The organism is Stenotrophomonas sp. 112478_Sma, assembly GCF_056479905.1.
In genome coordinates this window covers 2412725-2427653 of the sequence record NZ_CM151072.1, presented here as the reverse complement: position 1 = coordinate 2427653, position 14929 = coordinate 2412725, and the positions used below count along the sequence as shown (strand labels likewise).

General features: G+C 69.0%; 16 protein-coding genes. 14 read left to right on the top strand and 2 right to left on the bottom strand.

All coding sequences use genetic code 11. The annotated features are described in order from the left end of the window. Window positions 1-49: 49 nt before the first annotated feature. Window positions 50-349, bottom strand: coding sequence for an AzlD family protein (locus ACZK08_RS11190; protein ID WP_053516356.1), 300 nt, complete (start codon window positions 347-349; stop codon window positions 50-52). After that, window positions 346-1080, bottom strand: a complete 735-nt coding sequence (locus tag ACZK08_RS11185; RefSeq protein ID WP_053516354.1) for an AzlC family ABC transporter permease — start codon at window positions 1078-1080, stop codon at window positions 346-348. The genes ACZK08_RS11190 and ACZK08_RS11185 overlap by 4 nt, the downstream gene beginning before the upstream one ends. A gap of 125 nt (window positions 1081-1205) precedes the next feature. On the opposite strand from ACZK08_RS11185, the gene ACZK08_RS11180 reads away from it, so the two are divergent. The 14 genes from ACZK08_RS11180 to ACZK08_RS11115 all read left to right on the top strand — a co-directional run bounded on the left by ACZK08_RS11180 (window position 1206) and on the right by ACZK08_RS11115 (window position 14905). After that, on the top strand, window positions 1206-1670 hold the full coding sequence (locus tag ACZK08_RS11180) for an Lrp/AsnC family transcriptional regulator (RefSeq protein WP_065183000.1): 465 nt from the start codon (window positions 1206-1208) through the stop codon (window positions 1668-1670). A gap of 148 nt (window positions 1671-1818) precedes the next feature. After that, complete coding sequence (locus ACZK08_RS11175; protein WP_065182999.1) at window positions 1819-2499, top strand: TonB-dependent receptor; 681 nt, start codon at window positions 1819-1821, stop codon at window positions 2497-2499. Window positions 2500-2515: 16 nt separating this feature from the next. Next, window positions 2516-3046, top strand: a complete 531-nt coding sequence (locus ACZK08_RS11170) for an RNA polymerase sigma factor (protein WP_065182998.1) — start codon at window positions 2516-2518, stop codon at window positions 3044-3046. Window positions 3047-3115: 69 nt separating this feature from the next. After that, entirely contained in the window at window positions 3116-4096 is a 981-nt protein-coding gene (locus ACZK08_RS11165) for a FecR family protein (RefSeq protein ID WP_065176119.1), read from the top strand. A gap of 53 nt (window positions 4097-4149) precedes the next feature. Then, window positions 4150-4698, top strand: coding sequence for a hypothetical protein (locus ACZK08_RS11160; RefSeq protein ID WP_065182997.1), 549 nt, complete (start codon window positions 4150-4152; stop codon window positions 4696-4698). Window positions 4699-4841: 143 nt separating this feature from the next. After that, the gene (locus tag ACZK08_RS11155; RefSeq protein ID WP_231107809.1) at window positions 4842-5402 is read left to right on the top strand and encodes a hypothetical protein; all 561 of its coding nucleotides are present in this window, start codon (window positions 4842-4844) and stop codon (window positions 5400-5402) included. A 57-nt stretch (window positions 5403-5459) separates the two neighbouring features. Beyond that, the gene (gspG, locus tag ACZK08_RS11150) at window positions 5460-5897 is read left to right on the top strand and encodes a type II secretion system major pseudopilin GspG (RefSeq protein ID WP_065176116.1); all 438 of its coding nucleotides are present in this window, start codon (window positions 5460-5462) and stop codon (window positions 5895-5897) included. Between the two features lie 54 nt (window positions 5898-5951). Continuing rightward, entirely contained in the window at window positions 5952-6812 is an 861-nt protein-coding gene (gspK, locus tag ACZK08_RS11145; RefSeq protein ID WP_155761067.1) for a type II secretion system minor pseudopilin GspK, read from the top strand. Then, a complete protein-coding gene (gene gspL / locus ACZK08_RS11140; RefSeq protein ID WP_065182992.1) occupies window positions 6809-7975 on the top strand; it encodes a type II secretion system protein GspL in 1167 nt (388 codons plus the stop codon). Before gspK ends, gspL begins: the two co-directional genes overlap by 4 nt. Beyond that, entirely contained in the window at window positions 7972-8499 is a 528-nt protein-coding gene (gspM, locus tag ACZK08_RS11135) for a type II secretion system protein GspM (protein ID WP_065176113.1), read from the top strand. Before gspL ends, gspM begins: the two co-directional genes overlap by 4 nt. After that, window positions 8496-10871 carry a type II secretion system secretin GspD gene (gene gspD, locus ACZK08_RS11130; RefSeq protein WP_065182991.1) on the top strand — a complete coding sequence of 792 codons (2376 nt, stop codon included), beginning with the start codon at window positions 8496-8498 and terminating at the stop codon, window positions 10869-10871. Before gspM ends, gspD begins: the two co-directional genes overlap by 4 nt. 56 nt (window positions 10872-10927) lie before the next feature. Beyond that, window positions 10928-12310 (top strand): type II secretion system ATPase GspE, encoded by a 1383-nt coding sequence (gspE, locus tag ACZK08_RS11125; RefSeq protein WP_065183021.1) that lies wholly within the window; start codon window positions 10928-10930, stop codon window positions 12308-12310. A 7-nt stretch (window positions 12311-12317) separates the two neighbouring features. Next, the gene (gene gspF, locus ACZK08_RS11120) at window positions 12318-13517 is read left to right on the top strand and encodes a type II secretion system inner membrane protein GspF (RefSeq protein ID WP_065182989.1); all 1200 of its coding nucleotides are present in this window, start codon (window positions 12318-12320) and stop codon (window positions 13515-13517) included. 212 nt (window positions 13518-13729) lie between these two features. Continuing rightward, entirely contained in the window at window positions 13730-14905 is a 1176-nt protein-coding gene (locus ACZK08_RS11115; protein WP_053516316.1) for a substrate-binding domain-containing protein, read from the top strand. Window positions 14906-14929 lie beyond the last annotated feature (24 nt).

Genomic DNA, 14929 nt, shown 5'->3' with positions numbered 1-14929 from the left:
GGCGCGAAGACCGATCGGCAGCGCCGGGTCCCGCCCGGCCTGCCGTGAATCAGCCCAGCAGATGGCGCAGCAACCCGGCCGAGACCACGCCGATCAGCACGGTCGGCAGCATCGACAGCCGGGTGGCGGCCAGCAGGGTGATGGCCAGCGCAGCGAGATCGGCAGGCTTGTCGGCGACGAAATCCGGGGCGATCACCGAGATCAGCACGCAGCCCGGCGCGGCCTCCATGACCGTCACCGCACGCTTGCCGAGGGTGCGGTTGCGCAGGGCCAGGAAGCCGATGATGCGGGTGAGGTAGGTAACGGCTGCCATCAGCACGATGGTGAGCAGCGAGCTCCACTGGATCATGCCGCGTCCTCCGCCAGCAGCCAGGCGGCCACCAGCCCGGCCAGCGCACCACTGGCGACGTACCAGGCGCCGGGAACCAGCAGATAGGTGCCTGCGGCCACCAGCAGGCTGACCAGCCAGGGCCGCGCCGCGCGCAGCCCCTGCCACATGCCACGCAGCAGCACCAGGAAGACCGCGGGGAAGGCCATGTCGAATCCATAGGCATGGATGTCGCCCAGCAGCGGGCCGGCGATCGCCCCCAGCGTCGTGCAGGTCACCCAGACCCCATACAGGCCGGCCGAGGTGCCCAGGTAGTAGGCGAGGCTGAAACCGTGCATGCGCCGCCGCGCGTCGGCGACACCCAGGGCCCAGCTTTCGTCACACATGAAGAACAACGCCGGCAGCGTGCGACGGCGTGGCAGGTGCTGCAGCAGCGGTGCCAGGCTGGCCCCCATCAATAGATGGCGACTGTTGACCAGCGCGGTGATCGCTACGATGAGCGCGATGTGTGGAGGTGACGTCCACAGCTCGATGGCGGCGAACTCCGAGCCGCCGGCGAAGTTGAGCCCGGTCATGAGCGGTACTTCAAGCGCCGACAGGCCCTTCTGCGCAGCCTGTGCACCGAGCACCAGGGCGAAGGGAACGAAGCCGATCATCACCGGCACGGCAGCGCGCAGGCCGCGCAGGAACTCGGCGCGGGGCGTGACGTGGCAGGGGGCGTCAGGCGGAAGGAGGGAGGGTTGGGCGTCCATGTAGCGGAAGCGAGCGAGGGGGGCTTCATCCTAGCGGCGACGGCACGAAATCGGGTTGCGTTGATGCCATTCAATTGAGAATGTTGCGCATCTGATGCGGCAGATGGTCATAAGGCTGGAATCCAATGCAATCTCAACTCGATACCCTTGATCGCCGGATTCTCGAGGCGCTGCAGGTCGATGGTCGTCTGCAGAACCTGGAGCTGGCCAGGCAGGTCGGTCTTTCGCCGTCGGCCTGCCTGCGCCGGGTCCGCCTGCTGGAGGAGGGCGGCTACATCGACCGCTACGTGGCGCTGCTGAACGAGACCAAGGTCGGACGGGGCTTCACCGTATTCGTGCGGGTCTGGCTGCGTGGGCAGGACGAGGACACCACCAACCACTTCATAAACAGCATCAAGTCCCTGCCGGAAGTGCTTGAATGTCATCTGATGGCAGGCGATTGCGATTTTCTGCTGCGGGTGGCCGTGGCCGACCTGGATGCGTATCGCCAGTTCCAGATCCGGCATCTGAACAGGATCGCCGGGGTGCAGAACACCAAGACCGAGATCCCGATGCAGCGGATCAAGCAGACCACCCGGCTGCCGCTTTGAGGCCACGCCGCGCCGGCCCCCGGTGCGGTGGTCATCGCAATGACATCTGCCCCCGGTAGGGTCTGACCCCGCTTGCCGGGCGCGCGCGGGCGACCTCCCGGTCGTGCCGCCTGCCTCCGTCACAGCTGCTGTCGCTGCCGAGGGTCATGTGTTCAACGTCAGGGGGCTGGATGGACGCCACGCGGTCAGAACATGGAGAGTGGCCATCGCTGCGTGGCTGCTGCTGGCCTTCGTCGCCACGGCCGAGGACGACGTCCGTGCTTACGACATTCCGGCGCAGCCGCTGGAGCAGGCAGTGGAGCGCTTCAGCGTCAGCAGCGGGTGGTCGGTGATGTACGCCGGCGAACTCGCTGCCGGTCGGCGCAGTTACCCGCTGCACGCCAGCCTGCCGCCGCTGCAGGCGCTGCAGACCCTGCTGCAGGAGACCGGCGTCGAAGCCGAGTTGATCGGCGCGCAGCGCGTGGTGCTTCGGCTGGGCGCGCAACCCGAACGCGCAGCCGGTCCCGTCGGCCTGCTGCCGGAATCCGAGCGCAGCCGTCGTTTTGGAGGGCTGCAGCAGCGGCTGCGCGACGCGTTCTGTGACGACCCCCTGCTCGCACCGGGCCGCTACGCGGCGACGCTGCGTTTCCGCATCACCGCCGAGGGCCATGTCGACGATGCCGAACTGCTCGTCGGCAGCGGCGACGCCCGGCGCGATCGGCGCCTGCTGCTGGCTATCGGCAGGCTGGCGCCGTCCATCGACGCCGCCGCGTTGCCGCAGCCGGTGACGCTGCAGATCCAGCCCTCCCGTGCCGACCACGACTGCGGCCGGCGGCAGCCCCTTCCATGATTTCAAGGATTCGAACATGAGCAACGGAACGGCCGGGGCGGTGGACCTGATGGATCACCTGCTGGGGGCCTACGATGAACTCAAGCGCCGGCTGGTGCGCAAGCTGGGCTCGGAAGAGCTGGCAGGCGATGCGCTGCAGGACACCTGGATGCGCCTGAGCGCACGCCGCGACCGGCTGGACCCGGTGCAGAATCCGGCGGCCTATCTGCTGCGGATGGCGATGAACACCGTGATCGATCGGCAGCGCGCCGACCATCGCCTGCTCAGCCTGGAAGAAGTGGACGCGCTGATGGAGATGGCCGATCCGGGCCCCGGTCCGGCTCAGGCTGCGGAGCTTGATCGTGCCCTCGAAGACATGGTCGGCCTGCTGCACCGCATGCCCGAACGCCGCCGCCGGATCCTGCTGGCGATCCGCGTGGACGGCCTGCAGCAGCGGGACGTGGCCGAGCAGCTGGGCGTGTCGCTGCGGCTGGTGCAGCGCGAACTGAAAGCGGCCCAGGACTATCTGGCCGAGCGCAGCGGGCGGGACCGGCAGGTGCGGTTCTGACCGGCGGCGTCCGTCTACACTTTGACGCCGAGCAGAACCCCGCAGCGTGCGGGCATGGCTGGACTGCGCATGGACCCTGATGATCGCCCGCACCGCACGCTCGACGCCGTGGAGCGCCAGGCCCACGCCTGGGTGGTGCGTCTGACGTCGGGCGAGGCCACGGCAGCCGACGGACGCAGGTTCCGCCAATGGTGCGCGACCGATTCGCGTCACCGCGAAGCGTTTGCCCGTGCGCGGCGGCAATGGGAGCAGGTGCGCGTGGCCGGTGAGCAGGTCCCGGCTGCGGCGCGCCAGCCGCAGGCACCGGGCCTGGCACGGCGATGGAGCCGGCGTGCATTCCTGGGGGCGGCCATCGCCGCCCCCGCCAGCCTCGCCGTGGTGGCAGCGATCCGTCCACCGTTGGGGCTGTGGCCGTCGGTGAGTGCGATGGCGGCCGACTTCCATACCGGCACCGGCGAGCGCCTCCAGCTTGCGCTGACGCCGCAGTTGACGCTGGAGCTGGATACGCAGAGCAGTCTGCGGCGCCGGATGGGTGCGGGTGGCGAGGGTTACGAGCTGGTGCAGGGGCAGGCGGCATTCGAGACCGCTGCGGGTTCACGCCTCGCACTGTACGCGGGGCCGGGCTGTGTGATCGCCGATGAGGGCGCAGCCCGGCTGGACGTGCGCAATACCGGGGGACACGTCCGGGTGACGTGCCTGCGCGGCAGCGCCCGCATCGAGCACCCGCAGGGCCGGCTGCGGCTGCAGGCCGGACAGCAGACCCGCTACGACGAACGCCTGAGCGGCGTGGTGGCCGAGGCCGTGGCCGGCGAGGTCAGCGCCTGGACCGAAGGCATGCTGGTGTTCCGCCGCGCGCCGTTGCGCGAGGTGGTGGACGAGATCAATCGCTATCGCCGCGGCAGGGTCCTGCTCGGTGACGGCGCACAGGCGCGTGCGCCGGTCAGCGGTCGCTTCCGCATCGATGACCCGGACGCGGCGCTGGAACAGCTGCGGTTGACGCTGTCGTTGGAGCTGCGTCGCTTCCCGGGCGGTATCGCCGTCCTGGGGTAGAGTCCCCGGCCACGCGCGTCGTGTGGCTGCCGCATGCAAGGAGAAGCCAAGGAATGCGCAACGAGACCATCGGTGTGCTCGACCTGCGACGCAACCTGTCCGCATTGCTGGAGACCACGCAGCGGCGTCCATTGACGGTGCATCGCTATGGATCGCCCTGGGTCTGCGTGGTCTCCGATCCGCAGTGGCAGGAACAGTCCGTGCTGCTGGATTTCGACCCGCAGGGCCATCCGCTGGCTGCCCTGCTGAGGTTGCAGCAGGCGCTGTCGCTGCCGGAGAAGGGCAGCGTATCACCGGCAATGGCGGCCCGCGGTCTGCTGCTGATGGCGATGCATGGCATACAGGGCCTGCCACAGTTGCACGACCAGGTGATCCATCACCGCTTGTGGCACTGGTTTGTGGCCGGTGCGGTGACCGCGATGGACGGATGGCAGTTGCCGGCACTGCGCCAGGCCACGGCCGCGTTGCTGGCCGACGCGGACGCGGCCGGGTTGCTGTCCGCATTTGCCCGACGTCCCGACGTGATGGTGCTGGCACGACAATGCGGCGGCATCGCTCCGCTGCTGGATGCCGATGCCTGCAGGCGCATGACGTCGCTGTGACAGAGCGGCTGAACCGCAACGCACGGCACATCACGCGCAACGCGCTGTCGCTTCATCGGCCCTGCTGACGTCTTCTCCAGAGTACGGCGCATCCGCGTCGTGGAGCGCAGGCAGCGTCGATGGCGGAACGTCGCAGGATCAGCATGCTCGAGCTGGATCGCCACCTGAGCCGGTCGCTGGAACAGGCCCGGCACGCGCCGCTGTGCGTACAGCGCTACGGGCATCCGTGGGTCTGGGTGCTTTCCAGCGACGCCTGGGCGGACGCCGCGCGATGGGCGGCGCTGGACGTCGAGGCGCATCCGCTGCTGGCGCTGCGCCGCGCAACCGATGCGCAACTGCCGGCGTGGCCGGAGGCAGCCATCGCGACGCTGCCCCTGGACATGGACGATGTCCGCATGCTGCAGCGTGCCGTTCTGCTGCTGTGGGTGCAGGCACTGGACAGCGCGCAACGGGTACACGATGACCTGCGCCATCACCAGGTGTACCGCCGCTTCGTCGGCTTCGGCCGTGGCAGCGCCTGGTCGCCGACGCAATGCGTGCGGATCCTGCAGGCCAGTCGCCACCCGCTGCTGCGTCGCTGCGTGGAAGGCGCGTTGGCGGCGGTACCTGCAACGCTGCTGCAGTCGGCTGCCGTGCCGCCGGCGGGCGCCAGCGCAGACAGGGTGGAGCAGCAGCGAATTGCAGGTGGATGTTTATCGTACTGACACATGCGCCGCTGACCATGGTGCAGCGGTCCCTTCCAGGATGACGAGGGCGGAACAATGGCAAGACAGCTTCGTGGTGGCAGGGCCCGGCAGCACGGTTTCAGCCTGATCGAGATCATGGTGGTGGTGGTGATCATCGGCATTCTTGCCGCACTGATCGTGCCGCGCCTGATGGATCGTCCCGATCAGGCGCGGGTGGTGGCGGCACGCCAGGACATCGCCGCACTGATGCAGGCGCTGAAGCTCTATCGCTTGGACAATGGCCGCTACCCCAGCACCGAGCAGGGATTGCAGGCGTTGGTGGCGCCGCCCCAGAGCAGCGGCGCGATGCCGACAACCCCCTATCTGGACCGCCTGCCGAACGACCCGTGGGGGCATCCGTACCAGTACCAGAACCCGGGCGCGCACGGCGACATCGACGTGTTCTCCCTTGGCGCGGACAGCAAGGCCGGAGGTGATGCCGGCAATGCGGACATCGGCTCCTGGCAGCTGTGAGGTCCACCGATGTCGCCTCCGATGGCAGCCTTTCCGTGTCGTCGCCAGCAGGGCATGGCGGTGATCGTCGCGATGCTGGTGGTCGCACTGGTGGCGGTGATCGCGACCGCGCTGCTGACCCGCCAGGCCGCGCAGCTGCGTGCGCTGCGTGGCGACCAGTTGCGGGCGCAGGTACGCATGGCCGTGGATGCCGCGCTGGAGCGCGCGGGGCAGCAGCTTCGTGACGACGCGCGCGAGCAGCTGACCACCGTGCGCGACGGTCGCTGGGCACGGCCGGTGCAACTGGATGCGCCGCTGCCGGTGCGCCTGCAGATGGTGGACGCGCAGTCGCTGTTCAACCTGCGCAACCTGTTGTCGCAGGGCCAACCGGATGCGCAGGCGCGGCAGGCCTTCGTGGCGCTGTGCGTGGAGCAGGGGGTGTCTGCGGCCGCATGCAGCGGTGCCGCGGACCACATCCAGGCACGGCTGCGCGACGGTGATCGCGCCGCGCAGGCGCCCCTGCCGCGCGAAGCCCTGATCGGGCAGGCGCTGGCCGGTGCCGAGCCACGCGCCGTCCGGGCGTTGTCCCGGCGCACGGTGGTGTTGCCGGCGCAGACGCTGGTCAACGCCAATACGACTGACCTGGCCGTGCTGCAGGCGGTTGCACCCGGCGCTGATCCGGGCCGGCTGCGGGCGCTGGTGGACGAGCGCGATGGCGGCCGCTGGCTGCTCAACCGCGGTGATATCGCCAACCGCCTGCAGGTGAGAAGCGAGCAGATGTCGGTGATGCCGCTGGGCATCCACAGCGAATGGTTCCTGGCGGTCGGACAGGTCCAGGCAGACGACCGCGACGTCGATTTCCGCGCGTTGATCTGGCGTGAGTACCGCGATGACAGCGTGCGCGTGCAGCGTGTATGGACGAGGATCGGCGCATGAGCGTGCAGCTGCGGGTGCGCCTGCCGGCGCTGGATCGACTGCAGGCCGACAGCCGGGTGGAGTGGGCGCAACTGCAACGCGGTGACGTGGCGGCGCATGGCTGCGAGGCGCTATCGGCGCTGGGACAGCGCCATCCGCAGGCACAGGTGCACGCCTGCCTCGATCCGCATGACCTGATCCTGCTGGAACTGCAGCTGCCGCCGCTGTCAGGTCGCCGGCTGCAGGCCGCGCTGCAGGGCGAGGTGGAGGCGATGCTGCTGGACGACCTGCAGGATGTTGCGCTGGCCAATGGGCCGCAGGCGGCTGACGGGACCGTGCCGGTGGCATGGCTGGGCCAGCAGGCCGTGGCCCAGGCGCAGCAGCTGCTGGCGTCGTGCGGCCTGAGCCTGCAGGGGCTGTACCCGACGCCGCTGCTGCTGCCGTGGACGGAGGGGCGGGCCACGCTGGAGGCGAAGGGCGAGCACCTGCTGGTACGCAGCGGGCGCGACCGCGGCTTCGTGCAGTGGAGTGGCGGGCGCGACGTGGCAGGCGTGCTGCAGGCAACCTCCCTGCGCCTGCAGCAGGCCGGCGTGCAGGCCGTGCAATGGGTGCATGCGGTGCCCTCGGGTTGGCCCGGACACCTGCAGACCAGCACAGTGGCCGCGGGCAGCGAGGCCAGCGGCCCGCTGCCGGCATGGGCACTACCGCTGCAGCGCGGCGGACGACGCCTGCCACGAGTGGCGATCGGGCTGGCACTGGCGGCCGGGGTGCTCGCCGCGACGGGCCTGCAGTTGCAGGTCTCGCGCTGGCGCGGCGAAGGTGAGGCGCTGCAGCGGGAAATGACGCGGCAGTTCAGCGCGCAGTATCCGGAAATCACCGAGGTACTGGATCCGGTCCTGCAGGCACGGCGTGCGTTGGCCGCACCGGTGCAGACGGCTCCACTGCCGCGGATACAGCAACAGGTCGCGCTGGCATTGCAGGCGGTTCCGGAGCTGGCCGGCCGCGTTCGCGGCATGGACTACACGCCCGGCGCGCTTGAACTGGAACTGGACGCCGATGCGCGGGCGCTGGCCGATGATGCGCAGCATCTGGAACGATGGCAGCAGGCGGCGCAGGCGCAGGGCCTGCAGCTGGTCCGCCAGGGCGGTGGCCGCCTGCGGCTGAGCACCGGGGGCAGCCGATGAGGGTACGGACTGCGTGGATGGAAGGCGGCATCGCGGCGCTGTCGCAGTGCTGGCGGCGCCTGCAGCTACGCGAACGCGTCATGCTGACGACGATGGTGGGTGCACTGCTGGCCGCTGCGCTGTGGGCATTCTGGCTGGAGCCCCTGCTGAAGCAGCGCAGCTACTGGCAGGTTGAGCTGCCGCGCCTGCAGGCACAGATGCGGGCACTGGCGCCCTTGCTGGACGCGCGCGAGCGCCAGCGCCTGGCCCGGGAGCAGCGGCCGACACTGACCAGCCTGCGTTCGCGGATCGCCGCCGCCGGCCTTGCCGATGCCGTGCGGGTCGACGCGCGCGAGGGACGCTGGCACGTGCAGGTGCAGTCGGTGCCCGCCGATGTGCTCTGGAACTGGCTCCTGCCGCTGCTGGCCGACCCGACCATCGAACTGCAACGACTGCAACTGCAACGCACAGGGGACGCGGATATGCCGGCGGCACGCATTTCAGGAAGTATCGTGATGAAGGCCGTTGCGGGTGAGCTTCGATGAGGTCGATGCACGGTCTTGCCTGTGGCGCGGTGCTGGCTCTGGTCGTGGGGATGGTCCACCTGCCCGCGCCGGCATGGGCGCAGGATGCCAGCGACGAGCCGGTGCAGTTGAATCTGGTGGATACCGATATCGGTGGCGTGCTGCGGATGGCGGCGCGTTTCACCGGCCGCCAGTTCCTGATCGATCCACGCGTGACCGGCAAGATGACGGTGGTGTCGGATGGTCCTGTCAGTCGCGCGCAGGCCTATCAGCTTCTGCTCGGCGCACTGCGCATGCGTGGCTTCGCCGTGGTCGAGAACGGTGGCATCAGCCGGGTCGTGCCACAGGCCGATGCCAAGCTGCTGGGCAGCCGGGTAGGCGGCGGAGCGGCAGGTGGAGAGGTTGCCACACGGACCTTCGCGCTGCGTTACGAGAATGCGGCCGCACTGGTCGCGGTGCTGCGGCCGATGATCAGCCCGGACAACCCGATCACCGCCAACGCGGGCAACAATACTCTGGTCATCACCGACTATGCCGACAATCTGGAACGCATCGCGCGGGTGATCGCCAGCGTGGACACCCCGGCTGGCATGGACACCGACGTGGTCAAGCTGCAGCAGGGGATCGCCGTGGATGTGGCCGCGATGGTCGCACCGTTGCTGGATGCGCAGGGCGCCGAGCCGGGCCAGAAGGTGGTGGTGATGGCCGATCCGCGCAGCAACAGCGTGCTGCTGCGCTCCAGCAGCCCGGGGCGCACGCGGTTGGCACGCCAGCTGGTGGAGAAGCTGGACCGGGCACAGGACGAGTCCGGCAACCTGCATGTGGTCTATCTGCGCAATGCACAGGCCACGCAGCTGGCGGGCGTGCTGCGCGGCGTGGTGGCCGGGCAGAGCGACGCGCAGGCGATGGGCAGCAGCGAGGGCATCACGCCGCTGCCTGGCGGGTCCGCTCGCAGCGCGCCGACGCAGCCGCAGCCGCAGCAGGCCGGGGCCACGGGCAATGCGCTGCCGTCGCAGCGGCTCGATCAGGACCGGCGCGACCCCGCTGATGCCGGCAGCAGTGGCTTCAGCCAGAACGGCATCTCCGTACAGGCCGATGTCGCCACCAATACGCTGCTGATCTCGGCGCCGGAGCCGGTGTACCGCAACCTGCGCCGGGTGATCGACCAGCTCGACCAGCGGCGCGCGCAGGTGCTGGTGGAAAGCCTGATCGTGGAAGTCAACCAGACCGATGCCGCTGAACTGGGCGTGCAGTGGATGCTGGGCAATGGCCGCACGTTCGCAGGCACCCACTTCGGTGGTGCGACCGGCGGCAGCGGCCTCAATGGCACGGCGCGCACCACGCTGGACGTGCTGCCGCGCGATGGCCTCAACGTGGGCGTGATCGATGGCACCATCACGCTGCCGGGCGTGGGCCAGATCCTCAACATGAAGGCACTGGCCAACGCGCTGCAGAGCAAGGGCGGTGCCAACATCCTGTCCACGCCGAACCTGATGACGCTCGATAACGAGGCCGCCAGCATCATGGTCGGCCAGACCGTCCCATTCGTCAGCGGCCGCTATGTCACCGACGGCGGAGGTGGCAGCAACAATCCGTTCCAGACCATCGAGCGTGAGGACATCGGCCTGAAGCTGCGGGTGCGCCCGCAGATCTCCGAAGGCGGGACGGTGAAGCTGGACATCTATCAGGAAGTGAGCAGCATCGACGGGCAGAGCTCCGGTAGCGAGGGCATCATCACCAACAAGCGGGCACTGGACACCAGCGTGCTGCTCGACGACGGCCAGATCATGGTGCTGGGTGGCCTGCTCGAGGACAGCGTCAGCCACGGTCGCGACGCGGTGCCGGGCCTGGGCCGGATTCCGGTACTGGGCGCGTTGTTCCGCAGCGACACGCGCAGGCGCGCCAAGACCAACCTGATGGTGTTCCTGCGACCGCACGTGGTGCGTGACCCGGCGGCCGGCCAGCGCCTGACCCGCGATCGCTACGACTACATGCGCAACGCCCAGGCCGGTGCACAGCCGGGGCAGAGCTGGGCATTGCCGGCGCTGTCTGCGCCGCAGCTGCCGCCACAGGACCTGGGTACGCTCGGCCAGGGCAACGCGCGCGACGGCCAGGGGCGACCATTGCAGAACACCAGTCTGGCCGCCCTGTACCCGACCGGCGAGGGCACCGCGCAACATGTGCAGTTCGCGCAGGGCCTGGACCCCGCACGCGCCGCGCAGGCGGTGGCGCAGGTGCGGGCATTGGGGCTGCAGGCGTACGCAGAAGCCACACCCGGCGCAGCGGGTCAGCGCCTGCGGGTGCGACTGCCACGCGATCCGGCACAGCTGGACCCGGCCCTGCAGCAGCTGCGGGGGTTGGGATACACCCCGGAACTGGTGATCGGGCCGTGACCGTGGCCAACGATCTGCGATCACTGCCGTATGCCTGGGTGCGCAGCCACGGGGTGATGCTGGCCGACACGGGTGATGGGCCGGTCCTGCTGGGCACCGCCGAGACCCCGGCCTGGGCTGTCGCCGAGCTTCGCCGCCTGCATGGACCCCTGCCGTTCCAGCAACTGGACAGTGCGGCCTGGCAGCAGCGGCTGGGCGAACAGTATCGTGACGGCGGCGACGCCGCGGCGGTCGTCGGCGCGGCGGAGAGCGAAGTCGACCTTGACCGGCTGATGCAGGACATGCCGGAGATCACTGATCTGCTGGATGCACAGGATGACGCGCCGGTGATCCGCATGATCAATGCGCTGCTGGCACAGGCCGCGCGCGATGGCGCCAGCGACCTGCACATCGAGCCGTTCGAGACCCATTCGGTGGTCCGCTACCGTGTCGATGGCACGCTGCGCGACATGGTGCAGCCGCGGCGCGCCCTGCATGCTGCCCTGGTGTCGCGCATCAAGATCATGGCGCACCTGGATATCGCCGAGAAGCGCCTGCCACAGGACGGACGCATCGCCCTCCGTGTGGGCGGCCGGCCGCTGGACATCCGCGTGTCCACCGTGCCGACCGGGCATGGCGAGCGGGCGGTGCTGCGCCTGCTGGAGAAGGATGCCGGCCGGCTGCAGCTGCAGCGCCTTGGCATGGCCGACGACACCCTGGCCACGTTCACCGGCCTGATCCGCCAGCCACACGGCATCGTGCTGGTCACCGGCCCGACCGGCAGTGGCAAGACCACCTCGCTGTACGCCGCGCTCGGCCAGCTCGACAGCAGCACCAGCAACATCCTCACCGTGGAGGATCCCGTGGAGTACGACTTCGCGGGCATCGGGCAGATCCAGGTCAATGCGCGTATCGGGATGACCTTCGGCACCGCGCTGCGCGCGATCCTGCGCCAGGATCCGGACACCATCATGATCGGTGAGATCCGCGACCTGGAAACCGCGCAGATCGCCGTGCAGTCGTCACTGACGGGTCATGGCGTGCTGGCCTCGCTGCATACCAACGATGCGATCTCGGCAGTGACCCGGCTGGCAGACATGGGGGTGGAGCCGTTCCTGCTGGCGTCTTCGCTGCGCGGTGTGCTGGCACAGCGGCTGGTAAGGCGCCTGTGCATGCAGTGCCGGCGCGCGGAGGTCGATGCCGACGGTCGCACGGTGTGGCGGGCAGTGGGCTGCACGGCCTGCGCACACAGCGGCTACCGTGGGCGAACCGGCATCCATGAGCTGTTCGTGGTCGATGATCGGGTACGGGCGCTGATCCACGAGGGGCAGGGCGAGCCCGCGCTGCGCCAGGCGGCACGGGCCGCCGGCATGCGCAGCCTGCGCGAGGACGGCCAGCGTTGGGTCGACAGCGGGCTGACCACGCTGGAGGAAATCCTGCGCGTCAGCGGCGACGGGTGACGCGACGATGGCGCTGTTCGACTACCAGGCCGCCAACGCGCAGGGACGCATCGAGAAGGGCCAGGTGGATGCCGACAGCCCGCGTGGCGCGCGCCAGCTGCTGCGTGGGCGTGGGCTGACGCCCACGCAGGTCAGCCCCGCGCGCGGCGCAGGCGGGGGCTGGGGAACACGCCGGCTTTCAGCGAGCGAACTGGCCTGGGCCACCCGCCAGCTGGCCAGCCTGCTCGCCGCCAGTCTGCCGCTGGAGGGCGCATTGAGTGCCGTCATCGAGCAGGCAGAGCGACCGCATGTGGCCCAGGCGCTGACCTCGGTGCGCGCCGATGTGCGTGCGGGTCAGCGCTTGACCGTGGCCCTGGCGGCCCGGCCGCGCGACTTCCCGCCGATCTATCGCGCCCTGGTCGGCGCCGGCGAGGACTCGGGCGACCTGGCGCGGGTGATGGAACGCCTGGCCGATTACATCGAGGAGCGCAATGCGCTGCAGGCCAAGGTGCTCACGGCGTTCATCTATCCAGCGGCGATCAGTCTGGTATCGGTGGCGATCGTGATCTTCCTGCTCAGCTATGTGGTGCCGCAGGTGGTGACAGCGTTCGTGCAGGCACGACAGACACTGCCGATGCTGACCCAGGTGATGCTGGCCGCCAGCGCGTTCGTGCGCAGTTGGGGTGCATGGACAGCGCTGGGCATCGGCCTGCTGGTTGCAGCATGGCGGCTGGCGTTGCGCCGCACCGATCTGCGCCTGCGCTGGGATGCGATGCTGCTCCGCGTACCGGTGATGGGCCGCTTCGTGCTTGGCGTGAACAGTGCGCGCTTCGCCTCGACGCTGGCCATCCTGCTCGATGCCGGCGTGCCATTGTTGCGTGCGCTGGAGGCAGCGCGGCAGACACTGGGAAACACGCTGCTGGCGCGCTGTGCCGAGGATGTTGCCGCGCGCGTGCGTGAAGGCGCGGCACTGGGCGCTGCATTGAAGGTGCAGAAGATCTATCCGCCGATCCTGGTGCATCTGGTGACCAGTGGTGAAAAGACCGGCACACTTGCGCCCCTGCTGGATCGCGCCGCGCAGACCCTCTCGCGCGAGATCGAGCGGCGCGCCATGGCGCTGACCGCACTGCTCGAACCGACCATGATCCTGGTGATGGGCGGAGTGGTGCTGACCATCGTGCTGGCGGTGCTGATGCCGATCATGGAAATGAACCAGCTCGTGCAGTGACGGGCGTGCGGCGCACAGGCCACGCTTCTCCACACAATCCTCCATACCTTTTCTCGATCTTCCACAGGTTTCTTAAGCGGCCTGTCATCGGCACGGACGAGCATGAGCCTGTCGTCGCGGAGCGGGCTGGGAGGCCCTCAGCGACAGCAGGCGTGTAGTGACCGTTCCTCCCTTGGCGTTTCCCTTCGCAGCAAACCCTTCAGGAGAAGATCATGTACAAGTACAAGACTCTGGCCGCGCTGGTTGCCACCGCGCTGCTCGCCACTGCCGGCGCCGCGTCGGCGCAGACCGTTACCGGCGGTGGTGCATCGCTGCCGGCCGACCTCTACAAGGGCCAGGCTGACAGCATCCTGCCGGCCAACTTCAGCTACGCCGTGACCGGTTCGGGCACCGGCAAGAAGGCGTTCCTGGAGAACAATTCGGCGCTGTTCTCGACCACCGGCACCGTGCATTTCGCTGGCAGCGACTCGGTGCTGAGCGCGACCGAACTGAGCACCTACACCACCAACTACAACCAGTCGACCAATGCGAACCGCTACGGCGCCCTGATCCAGGTGCCGTCGGTGGCCACCTCGGTGACCATCCCGTTCAACAAGCCGGGTTCGGCCGTCAACCTGAGCGTGGCGCAGATCTGTGGCGTGTTCTCCGGCGCGATCAGCGACTGGTCGACCATCGACGCCAACCGCAGCGGTCCGATCCGTGTGGTCTACCGCACCGAAAGCAGCGGCACCAGCGAAATGTTCACCCGCTTCCTGGCTGCCGCCTGCGCCGCTGAGCCGGCTGCGACCTCGAACCTGGTCGGCGGCACGTTCGCCGTGAAGTCGACCTTCGCCGACCTGTACAAGCGCGATGCCAACAACAACCTGCCGGCGTTCCTGGTCGCCGCGCCGGCCACGGGCGGCACCTCGCTGTACAACGCTGTCTATGCGGCGGATGGCCGCATCGGCTACGTCGGCCCGGACGTGATCCCGAGCCTGACCGATGCCACCAAGGTTGCCAAGGTCAAGGGCTTCTCGCCGGACCAGGTGAGCGTGCAGGCCACCCTGGATACCGTCGCTCCGCCGACCGGCACCGCTGCCGAGAACCCCGCCAACTGGGTGCCGGTGTTCGGCAACCCCTCGGCCGGCTATCCGATCGCCGGCTACACCAACCTGGTGATCGGCCAGTGCTACAAGGATTCGGCGGTTGCCACCAGCCTGCGCGGCTTCCTGGCCCGTCATTATCCGGCGACCTACCCGGCGGCCTACGAGGCGTCGATCACCGGCCATGGTTTCATCCCGCTGACCAAGGCCTGGCGCGATGCGATCCGCAACCGCTTCGTGCTGGCCAGCAGCGCAGCCGGCCTGAACAATCCCAGCACCTGTGCGGGCATCGGCCGTCCGCTGTAATCCGCAGCACCGCGTGAACCCTGT

Excerpts from the sequence above, each read along its gene's own strand:
- ACZK08_RS11190 (WP_053516356.1), bottom strand. The coding sequence starts at position 349 with ATGATCCAGTGGAGCTCGCTGCTCACCATCGTGCTGATGGCAGCCGTT.
- ACZK08_RS11185 (WP_053516354.1), bottom strand. The coding sequence starts at position 1,080 with ATGGACGCCCAACCCTCCCTCCTTCCGCCTGACGCCCCCTGCCACGTC.
- ACZK08_RS11180 (WP_065183000.1), top strand. The coding sequence starts at position 1,206 with ATGCAATCTCAACTCGATACCCTTGATCGCCGGATTCTCGAGGCGCTG.
- ACZK08_RS11170 (WP_065182998.1), top strand. The coding sequence starts at position 2,516 with ATGAGCAACGGAACGGCCGGGGCGGTGGACCTGATGGATCACCTGCTG.
- ACZK08_RS11165 (WP_065176119.1), top strand. The coding sequence starts at position 3,116 with ATGGACCCTGATGATCGCCCGCACCGCACGCTCGACGCCGTGGAGCGC.
- ACZK08_RS11160 (WP_065182997.1), top strand. The coding sequence starts at position 4,150 with ATGCGCAACGAGACCATCGGTGTGCTCGACCTGCGACGCAACCTGTCC.
- ACZK08_RS11155 (WP_231107809.1), top strand. The coding sequence starts at position 4,842 with ATGCTCGAGCTGGATCGCCACCTGAGCCGGTCGCTGGAACAGGCCCGG.
- gspG (WP_065176116.1), top strand. The coding sequence starts at position 5,460 with ATGGCAAGACAGCTTCGTGGTGGCAGGGCCCGGCAGCACGGTTTCAGC.
- gspK (WP_155761067.1), top strand. The coding sequence starts at position 5,952 with ATGGCGGTGATCGTCGCGATGCTGGTGGTCGCACTGGTGGCGGTGATC.
- gspL (WP_065182992.1), top strand. The coding sequence starts at position 6,809 with ATGAGCGTGCAGCTGCGGGTGCGCCTGCCGGCGCTGGATCGACTGCAG.
- gspM (WP_065176113.1), top strand. The coding sequence starts at position 7,972 with ATGAGGGTACGGACTGCGTGGATGGAAGGCGGCATCGCGGCGCTGTCG.
- gspD (WP_065182991.1), top strand. The coding sequence starts at position 8,496 with ATGAGGTCGATGCACGGTCTTGCCTGTGGCGCGGTGCTGGCTCTGGTC.
- gspE (WP_065183021.1), top strand. The coding sequence starts at position 10,928 with ATGCTGGCCGACACGGGTGATGGGCCGGTCCTGCTGGGCACCGCCGAG.
- gspF (WP_065182989.1), top strand. The coding sequence starts at position 12,318 with ATGGCGCTGTTCGACTACCAGGCCGCCAACGCGCAGGGACGCATCGAG.
- ACZK08_RS11115 (WP_053516316.1), top strand. The coding sequence starts at position 13,730 with ATGTACAAGTACAAGACTCTGGCCGCGCTGGTTGCCACCGCGCTGCTC.